This window comes from Halomonas daqiaonensis (genome assembly GCF_900109725.1).
Taxonomy (GTDB): domain Bacteria; phylum Pseudomonadota; class Gammaproteobacteria; order Pseudomonadales; family Halomonadaceae; genus Halomonas; species Halomonas daqiaonensis.
In genome coordinates this window covers 183,808-200,696 of record NZ_FOBC01000001.1, presented here as the reverse complement: position 1 = coordinate 200,696, position 16,889 = coordinate 183,808, and the positions used below count along the sequence as shown (strand labels likewise).

Below are 16,889 nucleotides of genomic sequence, written 5' to 3'. Positions count from 1 at the left end.
GTCGGCAGAGACGCGGGAGGCAGGGATGTCCCACCATGACGAGCAGGCAACCAACAGGGACGGCGTGCGACGGACCGTGACCCGTACCCTGGTGGTGCTGGCGGGGATGTTCGCCTTCGCCTTCGCGCTGGTGCCGCTCTACGACGTCTTCTGCGAAGTTACCGGTCTAAACGGCAAGACCAGCAACACAGCCCAGATGCTGGTGCATGAGGAAGTCGACACCTCGCGGATGGTGACGGTGCAGTTCATTACCCGTGCCAGCGCAGGCCTGCCCTGGGAACTGGATGTGGAGACACGCCAGGTCCGGGTTCATCCGGGGCAGAGCAACGAGGTGTCCTTCACCTTCCGTAACCGGGGTGGCGAGGCCAGCCACGCCAAGGCAGTGCCCAGTGTTTCCCCCTCTGAGGCTTCGGTGCATCTGCGCAAGCTCAGCTGCTTCTGTTTTCAGGAGCAGCGTCTGGCGGGTGGCGAGCGCCTGGAGGCCCCGCTGGTCTTTCAACTGACCCGGGATCTGCCGGCCGACATCAAGACAGTTACCCTGGTCTACACCCTCTATCCCGTGCAGCCGGCGCAGGCAGCAGTGTCGCCACGCGGGCCGATCGAAGAAGGAGATAGCGCATGAGCGGTGGCAGCTACTATGTTCCCGAGTCCAGCAAGTGGCCCATCCTGGCGTCGCTGGCGCTGGGGGCGATGATGATCGGCACTGGCACTGTGCTGGTGCATGGCTCGGCGGGCATGCCGGTCATGGCGCTCGGCCTGGTCGGCGTGCTGGCGGTGATGGCCCTGTGGTTCCGCGATGTGGTGCTCGAGTCGCGGGGCGGCCTCTACGATGACCAGATGGACCGCTCCTTCCGCTGGGGGATGGCCTGGTTCATCTTCTCGGAGGTGATGTTCTTCGCTGCGTTCTTCGGGGCGCTCTTCTACGTACGGACCTTTGCGCTGCCTTGGCTCGACGGGGAGGGCGCCAAGGGAGTGGCGTCCCTGCTGTGGCCGGACTTCACCGCCAGCTGGCCGCTGCTCAACCCGCCGGGAGCTTCCATCGAAGGGCCTAGTGAGACCCTCAGTCCCTGGCACCTGCCGCTGGTCAATACCCTGATCCTGGTGTCATCGAGCATCACCCTGACCATCGCCCACGAGGGTCTGAAGGAGGGGTTTCGCGACAGTGCCCGCTTCTGGCTAACGGTAACCGTCTTGCTGGGTTTGTGCTTCATCACCATTCAGGGGGTCGAGTACTACGAGGCCTATGCCCATTACGGCATCACGTTGCAGGCAGGCATCTATGGTGCCACCTTCTTCCTGCTCACCGGTTTCCACGGGCTGCACGTGATCATTGGTACCATCATCCTGGCGGTCATGTTGTGGCGGGTGTTTCGTGGGCACTTCACGGCCGACGACCACTTCGGCTTTGAAGCGGCGGCCTGGTACTGGCACTTCGTCGACGTGGTATGGATCGGGCTGTTCATTTTCGTCTATGTGTTCTGAGCGCTGCGATCAGCGCCAACTCCTGTCAGCTGCCGAGGCCACCCAGGGTAAACCCGTAGCCAAGCAGGGCGAGCAACAGGGCGGCCAGGGCCACGCGGACCTTGAGGGAAACCAGCACGCGCCGTGAGCGGCTGCCGTCCCGGATCAGGAAACCGGCACCCATTGCCAGGCTCGTGACCATGGCCAGGAAGACAAGGGCAATCAATATCTTGAGTAACATTCACGGCTCCAAGAATGGCGCGACGTCCGGTGGGCGTCGCGGTTTTTCAGCGGCACGTCGGATCGGCTGGTGGGGGTTCTGGTCCTGCCTGGTGGTGCTTGGCCTCGCACTGGGACTATGGCAGTGGGAGCGTGCTGCCGACAAGCGCGACTATCTGGCTCGCCTGGCGGCCGCACCGCGGATCGAGGCGCCGGCGACCGCCCCGCCAGCCGGTGCGCAGCTGGTCGTGCAGGGTGAGTATCTCGCCGAACAGACCCTGTTCCTCGACAATCGCACTCATGAGGGTCGCCTCGGGGTAGCGCCATTGACACCGTTTCTCGACGTCAACGGACGCCTGTGGCTGGTGCAGCGTGGCTTCCTGGCGACCGGCCCCAGCCGAGCGGCCCCAACGGTCGAGACGCCCACCGGGGTGGTGACCCTGGAAGGTCGCTGGCAAACGTCCGGCGAGGCAGCGCCGCTGTTCGGTCCCAACCGGGAGGGTACGCGCCTGCAGCGCATCGACCTCTCGGCCTGGGGTCTCGAGCCGACATTTGCCTACCCCGGCTGGTTGCACCTCGAGCAAGGGCCAGGCCATCTTGACTCCTGGTGGCAGCCCAGCGTGGTGTTGCCGGAACGTCATCTGGGCTATGCCTTTCAGTGGTGGGGGTTGGCCCTGGCGGCTCTGGTGATCATGCTGGTGGGCGCACGGCGCCAGACGCACCGCTCCAACCCTATGTCCCTCCCGAGCAAGGAGACTCCCCGATGACGCATGCTGGACGTCAACGCCTCAAGCTATTGGCATTCTTTGCGATCTTTGCCCTGCCGGTGGCCGTTGCCTGGGGCATGGTGGAATGGCGCATCGGGATTCCCGAGGGACGCACCGCCCATGGCGAGTTGCAACCCTCGCTTCCCGAGCTTTCGCAGTGGCCGTTGACGGACGTGGAGAAGCAGGGGGAAGGCGACTGGCTGCTGGCATTCGATTGCCCCGAGGCATGTGGTGCCAATGCCGATCGCTGGTGGCGCCTGCATCGCGCCCTGGGTCGCGAGGCTGACCGTGTCAGCCGCTTGCGCATTGGCGGTGGTGGCGAGCCACTTCCCGGTGCGTCCCTGGCACAGTGGACGGGTGAAGCCGACTGGCGCTCCCCCCACCGCCTCTGGATCCTAGATCCCGAGGGGCGTCCCGTGCTCGGCTATGCTCCGAATGTTGCGACCGCTGACGTGCTCGATGACCTGCGGCGCCTGCTGCGCATGAACCCCGAGCCACCTTCGGCGCGGTACGAAAGCCCCTCGACCGTGGTAGGGGGCACTGGCGATGGCGAGTAGCGCGTTGGCAGCAGGCGAGGATAGTCGCCTTCGCTGGCTGGTGAGGCTCAGTCTGGCTGGGGTCGTCTTCACCGCCGTAGTGGTGCTGGTGGGGGCCTGGACACGGCTGGTGGATGCCGGCCTGGGATGTCCCGACTGGCCAGGTTGCTACGGTGCCTTGGTGGTGCCGGATGCCGACCGCGCCCTGGCGCACTCCCCTGAAGTGCCGCTGGAGTCTGCCAAGGCCTGGGTGGAGATGATTCACCGCTATCTGGCCTCGACCCTGGGACTGGTGGTCATCGCTCTGGTGGTATTAGGCGCTCGCTGGCGGCGGGAAGTGGGGTATCCCTGGGTCACCAGCCTGGCACTGCTGGCGGTGATCCTCTTGCAGGGCGCTTTCGGGGCCTTCACGGTGACTCTGAAGCTATGGCCCCAGGTGGTGACCCTGCATTTGCTGGGTGGCTTGACGGTGATGGTGCTGTTCCTCTGGCTACATCTGCGGCTGCGTCGATTTTCATCCGGTGCGGGCAGGGCGGCACCACCCCCTCGGCGCCTGACCCCGCTATGGGGGGGGGCTATATTGTTGCTGGTGGGGCAACTGGCGCTGGGTGGCTGGACGTCGAGCAACTATGCAGGAATCGCCTGTCAGGGCTTTCCCACCTGCAACGGCCAGTGGTGGCCGACATTGGACTGGAGTGAGGGCTTCCACCTGACTCAAACGGTGGGTCCCAATTATCTTCACGGCCAATTGCATGCCGAGGCGCGCAGCGCCATCCAGGTCGGGCATCGGCTAGGTGCCTTGGCCCTGGGCTTGAGTCTGCTAGTGCTTGCCATTCGCTACCTGCGGGAAGCTGGCATGCGCTCCTGGCTGGCGCTGTTGGTCGGAACCTATGCGTTTCAGGTGGTGATCGGCATCGCCAACGTGCTGGCCTGGCTGCCCCTGTGGCTGGCCCTGCTGCATACTGCCGGGGCGGTGTTGCTGGTGGTTGCCATGACTCTTGCCCTTTGGCACTGGCGCTGGTCGAAGATTCCGGCAGCTTTCGCGCTGCCGAGCTCGGGGAATAATAGGATGAAAGGGGAGTTAGCTAATGTCTGACGCCATGATGGAGCGTGTGACGGTCGGTCACCTCGCCGGCTGGGGTTGGCGAGACCTCTATACGCTGTGCAAGCCCCGGGTCGTGGCGGTGATGCTGGTCTGTACCCTGGTTGGCATGCTGCTGGCGGCGCCACTGCCGGACCCTGGGGCCGTGATATTCGGCCTGATCGGCATCGGCCTGGCCGCGGGTGGCGCCGCGGCCTTCAACCATGTGGTCGACCGCCGTCTGGATGCGCTGATGCTGCGTACTGCTCGCCGCCCTTTGGCCACCCAGCGCATGCCCACACCGCTGGCCCTGGTCTGGGCTACGCTGCTCTCGGTTTGTGGCATCGGGCTGCTGGCCTGGCAGGTCAACACGCTGACGGCCTGGTTGACCCTGGGGTCGCTGATCGGCTACGCGCTGATCTATACCGCCTTCCTCAAGCATGCCACGCCACAGAACATCGTCATTGGTGGGGTGGCGGGGGCCGCGCCGCCACTGCTGGGCTGGACGGCGGTCACGGGTCAGCTGGGCCCTGAACCTCTGCTGCTGATGCTGATCATCTTCGCCTGGACGCCGCCGCACTTCTGGGCGCTGGCGATCCACAAGCGCGACGAATATGCACGCGCCGGGGTGCCGATGCTGCCAGTCACACACGGCGAGGCCTTCACGCGACTGCAGGTGTGGCTATATGGCTGGCTGACCGTAGCGGTGACCCTGTTGCCCTTCACCATCGGCATGAGCGGGGAACTTTACCTGCTGGGGGTGATGGCGCTCAATCTGCGCTTCATGGTATGGAACTGGCGAGTCTGGAGAGGCCATGATCCGTCGGCCCCCCTGGCGGCCTTCTGGTTCTCCATCCGCTACATCCTGGGCGTGTTCGGCGTATTGCTGCTGGACCATTATGGCACTGCCTGGATGCTGGTTGCCTGAGGCCTTGCTGAAGACGCTGTACCATTTTCTTTACAGGCAAGGAGCCCCGCTGAGTGGCCGGGCTCCTTGCGTCATGGTCGTTGTCGACCGCTCACTACAGCGTGATGATCAGAAAATAGGCCATTTCGAGAGGGAGGTGGCAATGTGTACAATGGCTATACATGCCACGAACCCGCTGGGACATCCCCATGACCAATACCCTGGCACTGATACTTCTCGGCCTTGCCCTGGCCATCATCGCCGGCCTAGGGGCCTATGCCTACACCCTCTGGAAGGAGGTACAGCGGCGCAAGGGCTTCCGCGAGGAGGAGCTATACCGCGCTCATCGCAACTGTCTGGAGAACCTTGAGATAGTTGCTTCGGCACTGGCGCAGGATCAGGTTGATATCACCGAAGGCAGCTGGCGCTGCAAGGTGCTGCTGGAGATACTCGATGAGACACTCACCGAGCGACCCGATTTTAAGGCTTTCGATGAGGTGCACCGTCGCACCCGCCACCTGCATACCCATTCCGCTCGACAGGCGCTGACCCCTCGCGACCGCATTCGCGAGGATCGCGAGCGCCTGGCCGTGGAGGAGGAGTTCCGCGAGCCTGTGCTCAAGGCAGCGGCGGCGGTGATGGAATTTCGCCGTGGTTGGCCGGGCAGTCTGCACTGAACGCTACGCTGACACGTGCTTTGCTCCATGGTGTGACGATGTTTCTTGCGATTGGCACCACCCTTTGATTGCAACCTCCCGGTCTGTACTGCAAGCTTGTCGAGTCTCGTAGATGGCTGATTTATGGCTTGAGTCCATGGCCATTAGAGGACCGCACTGGCCTAGAAGGCACTTTCGTGCTTTCTTGATAGGTGCAGGAAGCGGATCGGGGACCGCTTCCCTCGGGTCATTCCTCGGAACCCTGGGTGATCAAGGCGTTGACCTGTCACACCGGGATGTAGTCAATAAGAAGGAGTTTTACATGAAAACATCCACGACTGGCTTGTTGCTCGGTTCCGCGCTGGTAGTTGGCCTTTCAGGCTGTGCCAGCTCTGCTTCTCAATCCGGTGGCGGTGGTGCGACGTCCGATAGTTCCATGCACCCGTTCGTTTGCGGTCTGGCCGGCGGCTTGATCGGTGGTGGCCTAGGGTACGCAGCTGGCGGTGATTCCGATGAGGATACCGGTGCTGCTATCGGCACCACGGCGGGTGCCACCATCGGTGCTATGCTGTGCGCCGACACCTCACCGGCACCTGTCGAGCCGGCGCCGCGTGACACCGATGGTGATGGCGTCAACGATGCCAATGACCAGTGCCCGGGCACGCCGGCCGGTGTTGCAGTGGACGCCGTGGGCTGCCCGCTGGACTCCGATAACGACGGCGTGCCGGACTTCCAGGACCAGTGTCCGGGGACGCCGGCCGGTGTCGAGGTCAACGCTCTGGGTTGCGAAGAGGACCTGGTGCTGCGTGACGTCAACTTCGAGTTCGACTCCGCGACCCTGACCATGGGTGCCGAGCAGATCCTCGCCGACGTGGCCCAGAAGCTGCGTTCCAACGAGAACGTTCGCGTGCGCATCGAGGGTCATACCGACTCCAGGGGCAGCGAGGCCTACAACCAGGATCTGTCCCAGCGTCGCGCTGACTCTGTGGCTGACTTCCTGGCCCGCCAGGGTGTCGACATGGAGCGCATGCGCACTATCGGCTACGGTGAATCTCAGCCGGTGGCCACCAACGACACCGAAGCGGGTCGTGCCATGAACCGTCGCGTGGAACTGGGCGAGTGGGAGTGATCCTCACCTGACTCAACCATGGCCCCGGAAGAGTTCCGGGGCTGACGGTAGAACGACAGAAGGCGCCTTCGGGCGCCTTCTGTCGTGTGGGGGCCTCGCCCGCCATGGCGCCGCAGGGTGTGCTTCTGCTAGTCTAGGCGTCGATTTTTCCACGACCATTCTTCTGGCGACACGTGATCCCTGGTATGGATCACCACTGCGCACAAGGGACCCTTCATGCCCATCGTGACCCTGCCCGACGGCAGTCAGAGATCCTTCGACGCCCCCCTCACCGTGATGCAACTGGCCGAGAGCATCGGCCCCGGTCTCGCCAAGGCCTGCGTGGCCGGCAAGATCGACGGCGTAGCGGTGGACGCCGCCGATGTCATCGACCGCGACGCCGAAGTGGCAATCCTCACCGCCCGTGATTCAGAAGGGCTGGAGGTCATCCGGCATTCCTGCGCCCACCTTATCGGCCACGCCGTCAAGCAACTCTATCCCGAGGCCAAGATGGCCATCGGACCGGTGATCGAGGATGGCTTCTACTACGACGTCGATTTCGGGCGTTCGGTGACCCCCGATGACCTCGAGATAATCGAGGCTCGCATGAAGGCGCTGATCGACCACGAGTACGATGTGGTGCGCGAGTACGTGGACCGCGACCAGGCGATGCTGGCCTTCCTGCACCGCGAGGAGCCCTACAAGCAGGAGATCGTGCGCGAGATCCCCGAGGGCGAGACCATCCGTCTCTACCACCACGAGGAGTACGTGGACATGTGCCGGGGGCCGCATGTGCCCAACACCCGGCACCTGAAAGCCTTCAAGCTGACCAAGCTGGCCGGTGCCTACTGGCGTGGCAACGCCGAGAACCCGATGCTGACACGCATCTACGGCACGGCCTGGCCCGACAGGAAGCAGCTCAAGGCCTATCTGAAGCGTCTCGAAGAGGCCGAGAAGCGCGACCATCGCAAGCTGGCGAAGAAGATGGATCTCTTCCACCTCCAGGAGGAGGCGCCGGGCATGGTCTTCTGGCACCCCAATGGCTGGACCATCTATCAGACCCTGGAGCAGTACATGCGCCGGGTTCAGGTCGAGAACGGCTACCAGGAGATCAAGACGCCCCAGGTGGTAGACCTCTCGCTGTGGAAGGCCTCCGGCCACTGGGGGCACTACAGCGACCTGATGTTCACCACCGAGTCGGAAAAGCGCGAGTATGCTGTCAAGCCGATGAACTGTCCCTGTCACGTGCAGGTGTTCAACCAGGGCCTGAAGAGTTACCGCGACCTGCCGCTGCGCCTGGCCGAGTTTGGCAGCTGCCACCGCAACGAGCCCTCCGGCTCCCTGCATGGACTGATGCGGGTGCGCGGTTTCACCCAGGACGATGCGCATATCTTCTGCACCGAGGGGCAGATCCAGTCCGAGGCCGAGGCCTTCATTGCCCTTACCCTCGAGGTCTATCGGGAGCTCGGCTTCGAAGACGTGGAACTCAAGCTCTCCACTCGCCCCGAAGGATTTATGGGCGAGCCGGAGCTCTGGGACCGCGCCGAGGCAGGCCTCGAGGCCGCGCTTGATGCTACCGGCCTGGATTGGGATTTGCAGCCGGGCGAGGGTGCCTTCTATGGGCCCAAGATCGAGTTTTCGCTGCGCGACTGTCTTAACCGGGTCTGGCAGTGCGGTACCCTGCAGCTCGACTTCAACCTGCCAGGGCGGCTGGGAGCTCAGTTCGTCGACGAGGATGGTGTCCGCAAGACGCCGGTAATGCTGCATCGGGCGATCCTCGGATCCTTCGAGCGCTTCCTCGGCATCCTCATCGAGCACTATGCCGGGGCCATGCCACTCTGGCTGGCTCCCCAGCAGATGGTAGTCATGACCATCACCGATGCACAGCGCGACTATGCCGTGTCATTGGTGAAGCGGCTGCAGAAAGTCGGTCTGCGCGTCAAGTCGGACTTGAGGAACGAGAAGATCGGCTTTAAAATCCGCGAGCATACGTTGCAGAAGGTCCCCTATCTCCTGGTGGTGGGAGATAAGGAAGTCGAGTCCGACTCGGTGGCCGTGCGTACACGCAGTGGCGAGAATCTTGGTACGATGGGGGTGGATGCCTTCATCGACCGTGTTCGGGCCGAGCGGCAATAGCGACATCTTCCCAAAGCTGAAGTGGAGACGGAACCATCAAGCGAAGCAACCCAAGAGGGCGCGTTCAAGACAAGCGCCCCCCCATGAACGAGCGGATTACCGAGGATCAGGTTCGCCTGATCGACAGCGACGGCGAGCAGTTGGGCATCGTGCCCACCAGCGAAGCGCTGGAGCGAGCCGAATCGGCCGGTATGGACCTTGTGCAGATCTCAAATGCCGATCCGATCGTCTGCAAGATCATGGATTACGGCAAGTTCGTCTTCGAGCAGAAGAAGCAGAAAGCTGCTCAGAAGAAGAAGACGAAGCAGATCCAGGTCAAGGAAGTGAAGTTCCGGCCTGGCACCGACGAGGGCGACTATCAGGTCAAGATGAAGAACCTGATCCGTTTTCTCGAAGGTGGCGACAAGGGCAAGGTCACGCTGCGTTTCCGCGGTCGTGAAATGGCACACCAGGACATCGGTCGCAAGCTGATGGAGCGGATCGCCTCCGATCTCGAGGAGATCGGGACCGTGGAGTCCTTCCCCAAGATGGAAGGACGCCAGATGACCATGATCATTGCCCCCAAGAAGAAGCAGTAAGCAGCAATAGAAGAAGTGATCCGACGGCCAGTCCAACGGTCGGGAGGCTGCAATGTCTTCCGTCGGCCACGGGTTTTCTGAAGAAACCTCGAGCGGAGTTGACCTCATGCCGAAAATCAAGAGCAACAGCGGCGCTGCCAAGCGCTTCAAGAAGACGGCCAACGGCTTCAAGCACAAGCAGTCGTTTCGCAGTCACATCCTGACCAAGAAGTCCACCAAGCGTAAGCGTCATCTGCGTGGGATGAAGCAGGTCCACGACGCCGACAAGCAGCTCGTGCAGCGCATGCTGCCGAATCTGTAACGCCCCGGGTGAACCCCTCTAACGTCAGGAGAAAGCCATGACTCGCGTCAAGCGTGGTGTCGTCGCACGTCGTCGTCACAAGAAGATTCTCAAGCAGGCCAAGGGTTACTACGGTGCCCGTTCACGCGTCTTCCGCGTGGCCAAGCAGGCCGTCATCAAGGCCGGTCAGTACGCTTACCGTGACCGCCGCCAACGCAAGCGCCAGTTCCGTGCCCTGTGGATCCAGCGCATCAATGCCGGTGCCCGTCAGCACGGCCTGTCCTACAGCCGCTTCGTCGGTGGCCTGAAGAAGGCCGGCATCGAGATCGACCGCAAGGTGCTGGCCGATCTGGCCGTTCACGAGAAGGCGGCGTTTGCCGCCATCGTCGAGAAGGCCAAGGCTGCCCAGTAAGGGACGTCGACCCTTGTTCGGCCGCGGTATACGTCGCCGGACCATGATCGTCGCAGGGGAAGAGCAGCCGCTCTTCCCCTGTTTTTTTTATGACCGCTTTTTGAAAGACTTCGGAGTTCAACGGATGGACCATCTTCCCACTCTGGTTGCCGAGGCCCGCGACGCCATCCACGCTGCCGACAGTCTGGCCGCATTGGACGAACTGCGCGTTCGCTATCTCGGCAAGAAGGGCGAGATCACCGCGCTGCTCAAGGGGCTCGGTAAGCTGCCCGCCGAGGAGCGCCCTGCCGCGGGCGAGCGCATCAACCAGGCCAAGCAGGCCCTGGGCCAGGAGCTGGACGAGCGGCGTCAGGCGCTGGAAAAGGCGGTCCTCGAGGCGCGCCTGGCCGCCGAGCGGCTCGACGTGACCCTGCCGGGGCGCGGGCAGCCCAGCGGTGGCCTGCACCCGGTGACCCTGACGCTGGAGCGCATCGAGGGACTCTTCACCCGCATTGGCTATGACGTAGCGGTCGGCCCCGAGATCGAGGACGACTACCACAACTTCGAGGCCCTCAATATCCCCGCCCACCATCCAGCACGGGGCATGGCCGATACCTTCTATTTCGATGCCACCCGGCTGCTGAGGACCCATACCTCGCCGGTGCAGGTGCGGACCATGAAGGAGGCCGATCCGCCGATCCGCATCGTCTGTCCCGGGCGCGTCTACCGCAGCGATTCCGACCTGACTCATACCCCCATGTTTCATCAGGTCGAAGGGTTATTGGTCGACGAGGACGTCAGCTTCGCCGACCTCAAGGGCACCATCCAGGACTTCCTGCACGCCTTCTTCGAGCGTGATGACCTCTCGGTGCGCTTTCGGCCCTCCTACTTCCCCTTCACCGAGCCCTCGGCGGAGGTCGACATCCAGTGCGTGATGTGTAGCGGCGATGGCTGCCGGGTCTGCTCCCATAGTGGCTGGCTGGAAGTGATGGGCTGCGGGATGGTGCATCCCGAAGTGTTTCGCCACTCCGGCATCGATGCCGAGCGCTACACGGGCTTTGCTTTCGGCATGGGCGCCGAGCGCCTCGCCATGCTGCGCTACGGCGTCAACGATCTGCGGCTGTTCTTTGACAACGACCTGCGCTTCTTGCGGCAGTTCGCCTGATTGACCACCGGATAAGCAGAACACAGGATTTGTCATGAAATTTTCCGAACAGTGGCTGCGTGACTGGGTGTCGCCGGCGCTATCTACCCAGGCGCTGGCCGACCAGATCACCATGGCAGGCCTGGAAGTCGATGGCGTGGAAGCGGTGGCCGCCGCCTTCAGCGATGTCGTGGTGGCTGAGGTGGTCGGCAAGGAGCCCCATCCCGATGCCGATAAGCTCAACGTCTGTCGGGTCGATGATGGCAGTGGCGAGCCCGTCCCGGTGGTGTGTGGAGCGCCCAATGTGGCCGTGGGACAGAAGGTGCCCTTCGCCCGAGTCGGGGCGGTGCTGCCCGGTGACTTCACGATCAAGCAGGCTCGGCTGCGTGGCGTCGAGTCTCGCGGAATGATCTGCTCGGCGTCCGAGTTGGGCCTCGAGGAGGAGACCTCCACGGGGATCCTCGTGCTGCCGGCCAGCGCGCCGGTCGGCGAGGGGTTTCGTGACTTCATGGGCTTGGACGACCACACCATTGAGGTGGATCTGACACCGAACCGCGGCGACTGCTTGAGCCTCAAGGGGTTGGCACGCGAGGTCGGAGTACTCAACCGCCTGACCATCGAGGGGCCCGATCTGGTTCCCGTGGGCCCCACTCACGACGAGACCTTCCCGGTGCGCGTCGAGGATGGTGAGCGCTGTCCGCGCTACATCGGACGCCTCATCAAGGGCGTCGACGTCACCGCCAAAACACCGCTGTGGATGGTCGAGCGCTTGCGGCGTGGCGGCATCCGCTCCATCGATCCGGTGGTGGATGTCACCAACTACGTGATGCTCGAGCTCGGCCAGCCACTACACGCCTTCGATCTCGCCAACCTGCATGGCAGCGTGGTCGTGCGGCTGGCACGAGAGGGCGAGTGCCTGGTGCTGCTTGACGGCCAGGAGATTACTCTGGACGGCGCCACCCTGGTCATTGCCGACGAGCGAGGCCCGCTAGCCATCGCCGGCGTCATGGGTGGCGAGCACTCCGGCGTGAGCGCCGAGACCCGTGACATCTTCCTCGAGTCGGCCTTCTTCTCCCCGCTGGCGGTCGCCGGCCAGGCGCGCTCCTATGGCTTGCATACCGACGCCTCGCACCGCTTCGAGCGTGGTGTCGACCCTAGGCTGCCCCGTGAGGCCGCCGAACGGGCCACCGCCCTGCTGCTGGAGATCACCGGCGGCGAACCCGGGCCGCTGCTAGAAGTGGCAAGCGAGCCGCACCTGCCGCACGGCCGCGAGGCGAGCCTGCGGTCGTCGCGTCTGGAACAGGCGCTGGGCAAGTCGTTGCCTCGTGACGAGGTGACCGAGATCCTCGAACGCCTGGGCCTGGTGGTCGAGTCCTCCGCTCAGGGCTGGCATGTGCAGGTCCCCAGTTGGCGCTTCGATATCTCCATCGAGGAGGACCTGATCGAGGAGGTGGCGCGCATCCACGGCTACAATCGCCTGCCGGTGCGCCGTCCCCAGGTTCGCCTCGCCTTGCGGCCGTCCCATGAAGCACATACGCCCCTGGCACGGCTGCGTCAGCAGATGGTCGCGCGTGGCTATCAGGAGGCCGTGACCTACAGCTTCGTCGCCCCCGAGTTGCAGCAGGTACTGCATCCCGAAGCGCTGTCGCCGACGCTGGCCAACCCCATCTCCAGCGATCTTTCTGTGATGCGCGCGAGTCTCTTTCCCGGCCTTGTGCGCGCCCTGCAGCATAACCTCAATCGCCAGCAGAGCCGTGTGCGCCTGTTCGAAACGGGCCTCACCTTCCGTGGCGAACTCGACCACCTGCACCAGACCCCGATGCTCGGGGCCCTGGTCTGCGGGCCTCGCGAACCGGAGGGCTGGGCAGGCGTCCGTGAGCCGGTCGACTTCTTTGACCTCAAGGGCGACCTGGAGAGCCTGCTGGCACTCGGCGAGCCGCAGGCCTGGCGCTTCGAACCCGGTGAGCATTCGGCCCTGCATCCCGGGCAGTGCGCCCGCATCCTGCATCGTGGCGAGGAAGCGGGCTGGATCGGCACCCTGCACCCGGCAGTGCGCGCCAGGCTCGGTCTCAAGGTCGACGCGCTGCTCTTCGAGGTGCGCCTCGATGCGTTGACTCAGGGCCGGGTTCCGGCTTTTACGCCGCTGTCGCGCCATCCCGAGGTGCGCCGTGATCTGGCCTTTTTGGTCGACGAGGAGCTGCCGGTGCAGTCGCTGCTCGACACCATCCGGGCCCAGGCCGGCGAGTGGCTGGTGGAATCCCACCTGTTCGATGTCTACCAGGGCAGGGGGGTGCCGGAAGGTTTCAAGAGCGTGGCCCTGGGCTTGACCTGGCAGCATCCATCGCGCACGCTTAATGACGAGGAAATCAATCAGTTGGTTGATGCCATCGTCACGGAGTCACGTCAGCACCTGGGGGCGGAGTTGCGTGCATGAGGCCCGATTGTCTCGTCGATCGGCAGGACCAGCGCCATGAGGACGACAACATGGGTGCGTTGACCAAGGCGGAACTGGCCGAACATCTGCACGCCGAACTTGGCCTCTCCAAGCGCGAGGCCAAGTCCATGGTGGAGGCCTTCTTCGAGGAGATACGCGGCTGCCTGCGCGAGAACGAGCAGGTCAAGCTCTCGGGCTTCGGCAATTTCGACCTGCGTGACAAGCGTGAACGACCCGGACGCAACCCCAAGACCGGCGAGGAGATCCCGATCTCCGCGCGGCGAGTGGTGACATTCCGACCCGGTCAGAAGCTCAAGAGCCAGGTTGAAGAATACCCTGGCGAAGTACACTGATCCTGCTGGATTCTGTTGTCGACCATGCAAAACGCCACTCCAATGAGTGGCGTTTTTCGGTCTTCGATAGTCTATCGTCGGAATTCGAGGTGTCGTCAGACGCCGTTGCCGCTCTCGAGTATCCAGGTGATGACCACCTTCAGGATATAGCCTAGCATCCCGGCGCCCAGCACTACGAACAGCATGATGGTGCCGAAGCGGCCGGCCTGGGACTTCTTCGCCAGGTCCCAGATGATGAAGCCCATGAAGAGGATCAGGCCGCCGATCATGATCGGAGTGATCCAAGTCTCGAAGGTCTGCTGCATGATGCCTCCGTGCACGCCTCGGGGAAAGCCGACATTATACTCAGGCCTTGGGGATGCTGCAGGCGTAAGGGCGTGGCCCCATGCCGCACCCCCATGCTAATATTCGACCGAAATTTCCAGGTAATTCCATGACATGCCCATGCTCAAGATTTTTGTAGGTACCATGTATGGCGGTGCTCTGGATGTCGCCGAGCAGGTCAAGCCGCTGTTCGAGGAGGCCGGCTATGAGGTCGCCATCTTCGATCAGCCGATCCTCGACGACCTCATCGGCTCGCCTACCGATCTGGCGCTGTTCTGCGTCTCGACCACCGGCAGCGGCGACCTGCCTGGCAACATCGTGCCCTTCGCCCGTGATCTCGAGGAGAAGAGCCCCGGCCTCGACGGGCTTCGCTATGGTCTCATTGCCCTGGGCGACAGCTCCTACGGCGATACCTTCTGTGGTGCCGGGCGCCACCTTGACGCCTTGCTCGAGGGGCAGGGAGCTCAGCGACTTGGTGAACGCCTCGAGGTGGATGCCATGGAGACCTTCATGGCGGATGACGAGGCCCTGCCCTGGGTCGAGCAGTGGATCGATGCCCAGCAACTGAAGGTAGCCTGACGTGGGGGCAACGCCGACACCGGAGCGCCTCAGCCTGCTGCTGGGGCTCGGGTTGCTAATGCTGGCGACCCTGCCACGCTACCTGGTGGGGGGGCACGAGACACGCCTGTCGGTGATGCTCATGGCGCTGGCGGTAGTGGCCGTGGTGATCGTGCTGCAGTGGCGACTGCTCTCCGACGAGGCGCGGTCGCGCCTGCCCGGGCTGCTGCGTCTGCTGGGAGTCAGCCTGGGCGCGGGACTGGTCATGATGGCAGTCTGGCACACCCTGACCAGCGACTTCTTCGGCTGGGAGCTGCTGGTCTCCCATGGCGCCACCCTGGGGTTGCTGCTGCATGCGCTCTGGCTATGGAAAAAGACACCTAGCGCCTAGCGGAAAGTGCCCGGAGCCACCTCCGGCGGTCGCGCGGATGATGCCGCGGGTGAGACGCAGAAACCCGCCAATTGGCGGGTTTCTTTTCGCTACCGGGCATGAAAGCGCCATCATCCTGCGGCGCTCGGCGCTCGGCGCTCGGCGCTCGGCGCTCGGCGCTCGGCGCTATCCCAGCGTATAGCAGGGCACGTAGTCCCCGGCGAGCTTCATACGCCCCTGGACCACGAAAGAGGCCAGCAGCTCGTCGAGGCGGGCCATCAGCTCCGGTTCGGCATGCAGCCGGAAGGGGCCATGGGCCTCGATCGCGCGGATGCCCCTTTCCTTGACGTTACCCGCGACGATGCCCGAGAAGGCCCGGCGCAGATTGGCGGCCAGTTCGTGGACCGGCTGGTCACGGTGCAGTGCCAGGCCGGCCATGGCCTCATGAGTGGGCTCGAAGGGCTCCTGGAAATTCCGGGCCACGGTCAGGCGCCAGTTGTAGTAGAAGGCGTCCTGACGGTTGCGGCGATACTCGGTCACCGTATCGATGTTCTTGCGCATGGTACGCGCGACCTCAACGGCGTCGTCGACGATGATGCGGTAGAGCTGGCGTACCTCCTCGCCAAGGGTGTAGACCAGGAACTCGTCGATGCGCTTGAAGTAGTCAGCCGAGTCGGCGGGTCCGGTGAAGATCACCGGCAGCTCCATGTCGGCATTGTCGGGGTGCAGCAGGATTCCCAGCAGGTAGAGGATTTCCTCGGCGGTACCCACACCGCCCGGGAATACCAGGATACCGTGTCCCAGTCTTACAAATGCCTCCAGGCGCTTTTCGATGTCGGGCATCACCACCAGTTCGTTGACGATGGGATTGGGTGCTTCGGCCGCGATGATCCCGGGTTCCGAGACCCCCAGGTAGCGCCCTTGGGTTCGGCGCTGCTTGGCATGGGCCACATTGGCGCCCTTCATGGGCCCCTTCATGGCGCCGGGCCCGCAGCCGGTGCAGATATCCAGCTCGCGAAGCCCCATGTGGTAGCCGACGGACTTGGTATAGTCGTACTCCTCGCGGGAGATCGAGTGGCCGCCCCAGCAGACGACCAGGCTGGGGTCGCGTCCCGGTTTTAGGGTCCCGGCCTTGCGCAGGATATGGAAGACCGCGTTGGTGGTGCCTTCTGCGGTCTGTAGGTCGAAGCGATGGCGGGTCTGGATCTCGTTGTAGACGTAGACGATGTCGCGCAGCACCGCGGAGAGGTGCTCGCGGATGCCGCGAATCATCTTGCCGTCGACGAAGGCCTCGGCGGGGGCATTGGTGATCTTGAGACGCACGCCGCGGTCCTGTTGCAGCACCTCGATGTCGAAGTCCGGATAGGTCTCGAGCAGGGCCAGGCCATCATCGGTTAGGTTGCCGCAGTTGAGTACCGCCAGCGAGCAGTTGCGCAGCAGGTCGTGCAGGCCGCTCCTCGATGTGTCGTGGAGACGCTCGACCTCCTGCTGCGAGAGGATCTCGAGGCTGCCTTCCGGCGAGATGGTGGTGGAAATGGTATCGGGCATCCTTGGGGTTCCCTGTTGTATTGCCTCTGCGCACGCTG

General features: G+C 63.6%; 20 protein-coding genes. 17 read left to right on the top strand and 3 right to left on the bottom strand.

Features of this window, described 5'->3' with window-relative positions; translation table 11 throughout:
* Nucleotides 1-25: 25 nt before the first annotated feature.
* Nucleotides 26-622, top strand: a complete 597-nt coding sequence (locus BMY30_RS00970) for a cytochrome c oxidase assembly protein (RefSeq protein ID WP_089709775.1) — start codon at nt 26-28, stop codon at nt 620-622.
* Nucleotides 619-1,482, top strand: coding sequence for a cytochrome c oxidase subunit 3 (locus BMY30_RS00965; RefSeq protein WP_089709774.1), 864 nt, complete (start codon nt 619-621; stop codon nt 1,480-1,482). Before BMY30_RS00970 ends, BMY30_RS00965 begins: the two co-directional genes overlap by 4 nt.
* Before the next feature lie 25 nt (nt 1,483-1,507).
* On the opposite strand, the gene BMY30_RS00960 is transcribed toward BMY30_RS00965, so the two are convergent.
* On the bottom strand, nt 1,508-1,702 hold the full coding sequence (locus tag BMY30_RS00960; RefSeq protein ID WP_089709863.1) for a DUF2909 family protein: 195 nt from the start codon (nt 1,700-1,702) through the stop codon (nt 1,508-1,510).
* Between BMY30_RS00960 and BMY30_RS00955 the strand changes: the two genes are divergently transcribed.
* The 13 genes from BMY30_RS00955 to ihfA all read left to right on the top strand — a co-directional run bounded on the left by BMY30_RS00955 (nt 1,692) and on the right by ihfA (nt 14,051).
* Complete coding sequence (locus tag BMY30_RS00955; protein ID WP_342027770.1) at nt 1,692-2,447, top strand: SURF1 family protein; 756 nt, start codon at nt 1,692-1,694, stop codon at nt 2,445-2,447. The genes BMY30_RS00960 and BMY30_RS00955 overlap by 11 nt on opposite strands.
* Nucleotides 2,444-3,004, top strand: coding sequence for a hypothetical protein (locus BMY30_RS00950; RefSeq protein ID WP_089709772.1), 561 nt, complete (start codon nt 2,444-2,446; stop codon nt 3,002-3,004). Before BMY30_RS00955 ends, BMY30_RS00950 begins: the two co-directional genes overlap by 4 nt.
* Nucleotides 2,994-4,079 carry a COX15/CtaA family protein gene (locus BMY30_RS00945; RefSeq protein ID WP_089709771.1) on the top strand — a complete coding sequence of 362 codons (1,086 nt, stop codon included), beginning with the start codon at nt 2,994-2,996 and terminating at the stop codon, nt 4,077-4,079. The genes BMY30_RS00950 and BMY30_RS00945 overlap by 11 nt, the downstream gene beginning before the upstream one ends.
* Nucleotides 4,072-4,992 (top strand): heme o synthase, encoded by a 921-nt coding sequence (locus tag BMY30_RS00940; RefSeq protein WP_089709770.1) that lies wholly within the window; start codon nt 4,072-4,074, stop codon nt 4,990-4,992. Before BMY30_RS00945 ends, BMY30_RS00940 begins: the two co-directional genes overlap by 8 nt.
* Nucleotides 4,993-5,180: 188 nt before the next feature.
* Nucleotides 5,181-5,648: a DUF2489 domain-containing protein gene (locus BMY30_RS00935; RefSeq protein WP_089709862.1), complete on the top strand. Its 468-nt coding sequence runs from the start codon at nt 5,181-5,183 to the stop codon at nt 5,646-5,648.
* Nucleotides 5,649-5,949: 301 nt separating this feature from the next.
* A complete protein-coding gene (locus BMY30_RS00930) occupies nt 5,950-6,756 on the top strand; it encodes an OmpA family protein (protein ID WP_089709769.1) in 807 nt (268 codons plus the stop codon).
* A gap of 216 nt (nt 6,757-6,972) precedes the next feature.
* Nucleotides 6,973-8,871 carry a threonine--tRNA ligase gene (gene thrS, locus BMY30_RS00925; RefSeq protein ID WP_089709768.1) on the top strand — a complete coding sequence of 633 codons (1,899 nt, stop codon included), beginning with the start codon at nt 6,973-6,975 and terminating at the stop codon, nt 8,869-8,871.
* Nucleotides 8,872-8,906: 35 nt separating this feature from the next.
* On the top strand, nt 8,907-9,449 hold the full coding sequence (gene infC, locus BMY30_RS00920) for a translation initiation factor IF-3 (RefSeq protein WP_089709767.1): 543 nt from the start codon (nt 8,907-8,909) through the stop codon (nt 9,447-9,449).
* Between the two features lie 106 nt (nt 9,450-9,555).
* The gene (rpmI, locus tag BMY30_RS00915; RefSeq protein WP_089709766.1) at nt 9,556-9,750 is read left to right on the top strand and encodes a 50S ribosomal protein L35; all 195 of its coding nucleotides are present in this window, start codon (nt 9,556-9,558) and stop codon (nt 9,748-9,750) included.
* 37 nt (nt 9,751-9,787) lie between these two features.
* Nucleotides 9,788-10,141 (top strand): 50S ribosomal protein L20, encoded by a 354-nt coding sequence (rplT, locus tag BMY30_RS00910; protein ID WP_021817421.1) that lies wholly within the window; start codon nt 9,788-9,790, stop codon nt 10,139-10,141.
* A gap of 124 nt (nt 10,142-10,265) precedes the next feature.
* Nucleotides 10,266-11,285, top strand: coding sequence for a phenylalanine--tRNA ligase subunit alpha (gene pheS, locus BMY30_RS00905; protein ID WP_089709765.1), 1,020 nt, complete (start codon nt 10,266-10,268; stop codon nt 11,283-11,285).
* A 34-nt stretch (nt 11,286-11,319) separates the two neighbouring features.
* The gene (pheT, locus tag BMY30_RS00900; protein ID WP_089709764.1) at nt 11,320-13,698 is read left to right on the top strand and encodes a phenylalanine--tRNA ligase subunit beta; all 2,379 of its coding nucleotides are present in this window, start codon (nt 11,320-11,322) and stop codon (nt 13,696-13,698) included.
* A 50-nt stretch (nt 13,699-13,748) separates the two neighbouring features.
* Nucleotides 13,749-14,051, top strand: a complete 303-nt coding sequence (gene ihfA, locus BMY30_RS00895) for an integration host factor subunit alpha (protein ID WP_089709861.1) — start codon at nt 13,749-13,751, stop codon at nt 14,049-14,051.
* 95 nt (nt 14,052-14,146) lie between these two features.
* On the opposite strand, the gene BMY30_RS00890 is transcribed toward ihfA, so the two are convergent.
* Nucleotides 14,147-14,356, bottom strand: coding sequence for a DUF2788 domain-containing protein (locus BMY30_RS00890; RefSeq protein ID WP_089709763.1), 210 nt, complete (start codon nt 14,354-14,356; stop codon nt 14,147-14,149).
* Between the two features lie 133 nt (nt 14,357-14,489).
* Between BMY30_RS00890 and BMY30_RS00885 the strand changes: the two genes are divergently transcribed.
* Both BMY30_RS00885 and BMY30_RS00880 read left to right on the top strand, forming a co-directional pair.
* Entirely contained in the window at nt 14,490-14,954 is a 465-nt protein-coding gene (locus BMY30_RS00885; RefSeq protein ID WP_089709762.1) for a flavodoxin, read from the top strand.
* Between the two features lies 1 nt (nt 14,955).
* The gene (locus tag BMY30_RS00880) at nt 14,956-15,324 is read left to right on the top strand and encodes a hypothetical protein (protein ID WP_089709761.1); all 369 of its coding nucleotides are present in this window, start codon (nt 14,956-14,958) and stop codon (nt 15,322-15,324) included.
* A gap of 165 nt (nt 15,325-15,489) precedes the next feature.
* On the opposite strand, the gene ppnN is transcribed toward BMY30_RS00880, so the two are convergent.
* Complete coding sequence (gene ppnN, locus BMY30_RS00875; RefSeq protein WP_089709760.1) at nt 15,490-16,851, bottom strand: nucleotide 5'-monophosphate nucleosidase PpnN; 1,362 nt, start codon at nt 16,849-16,851, stop codon at nt 15,490-15,492.
* Nucleotides 16,852-16,889 lie beyond the last annotated feature (38 nt).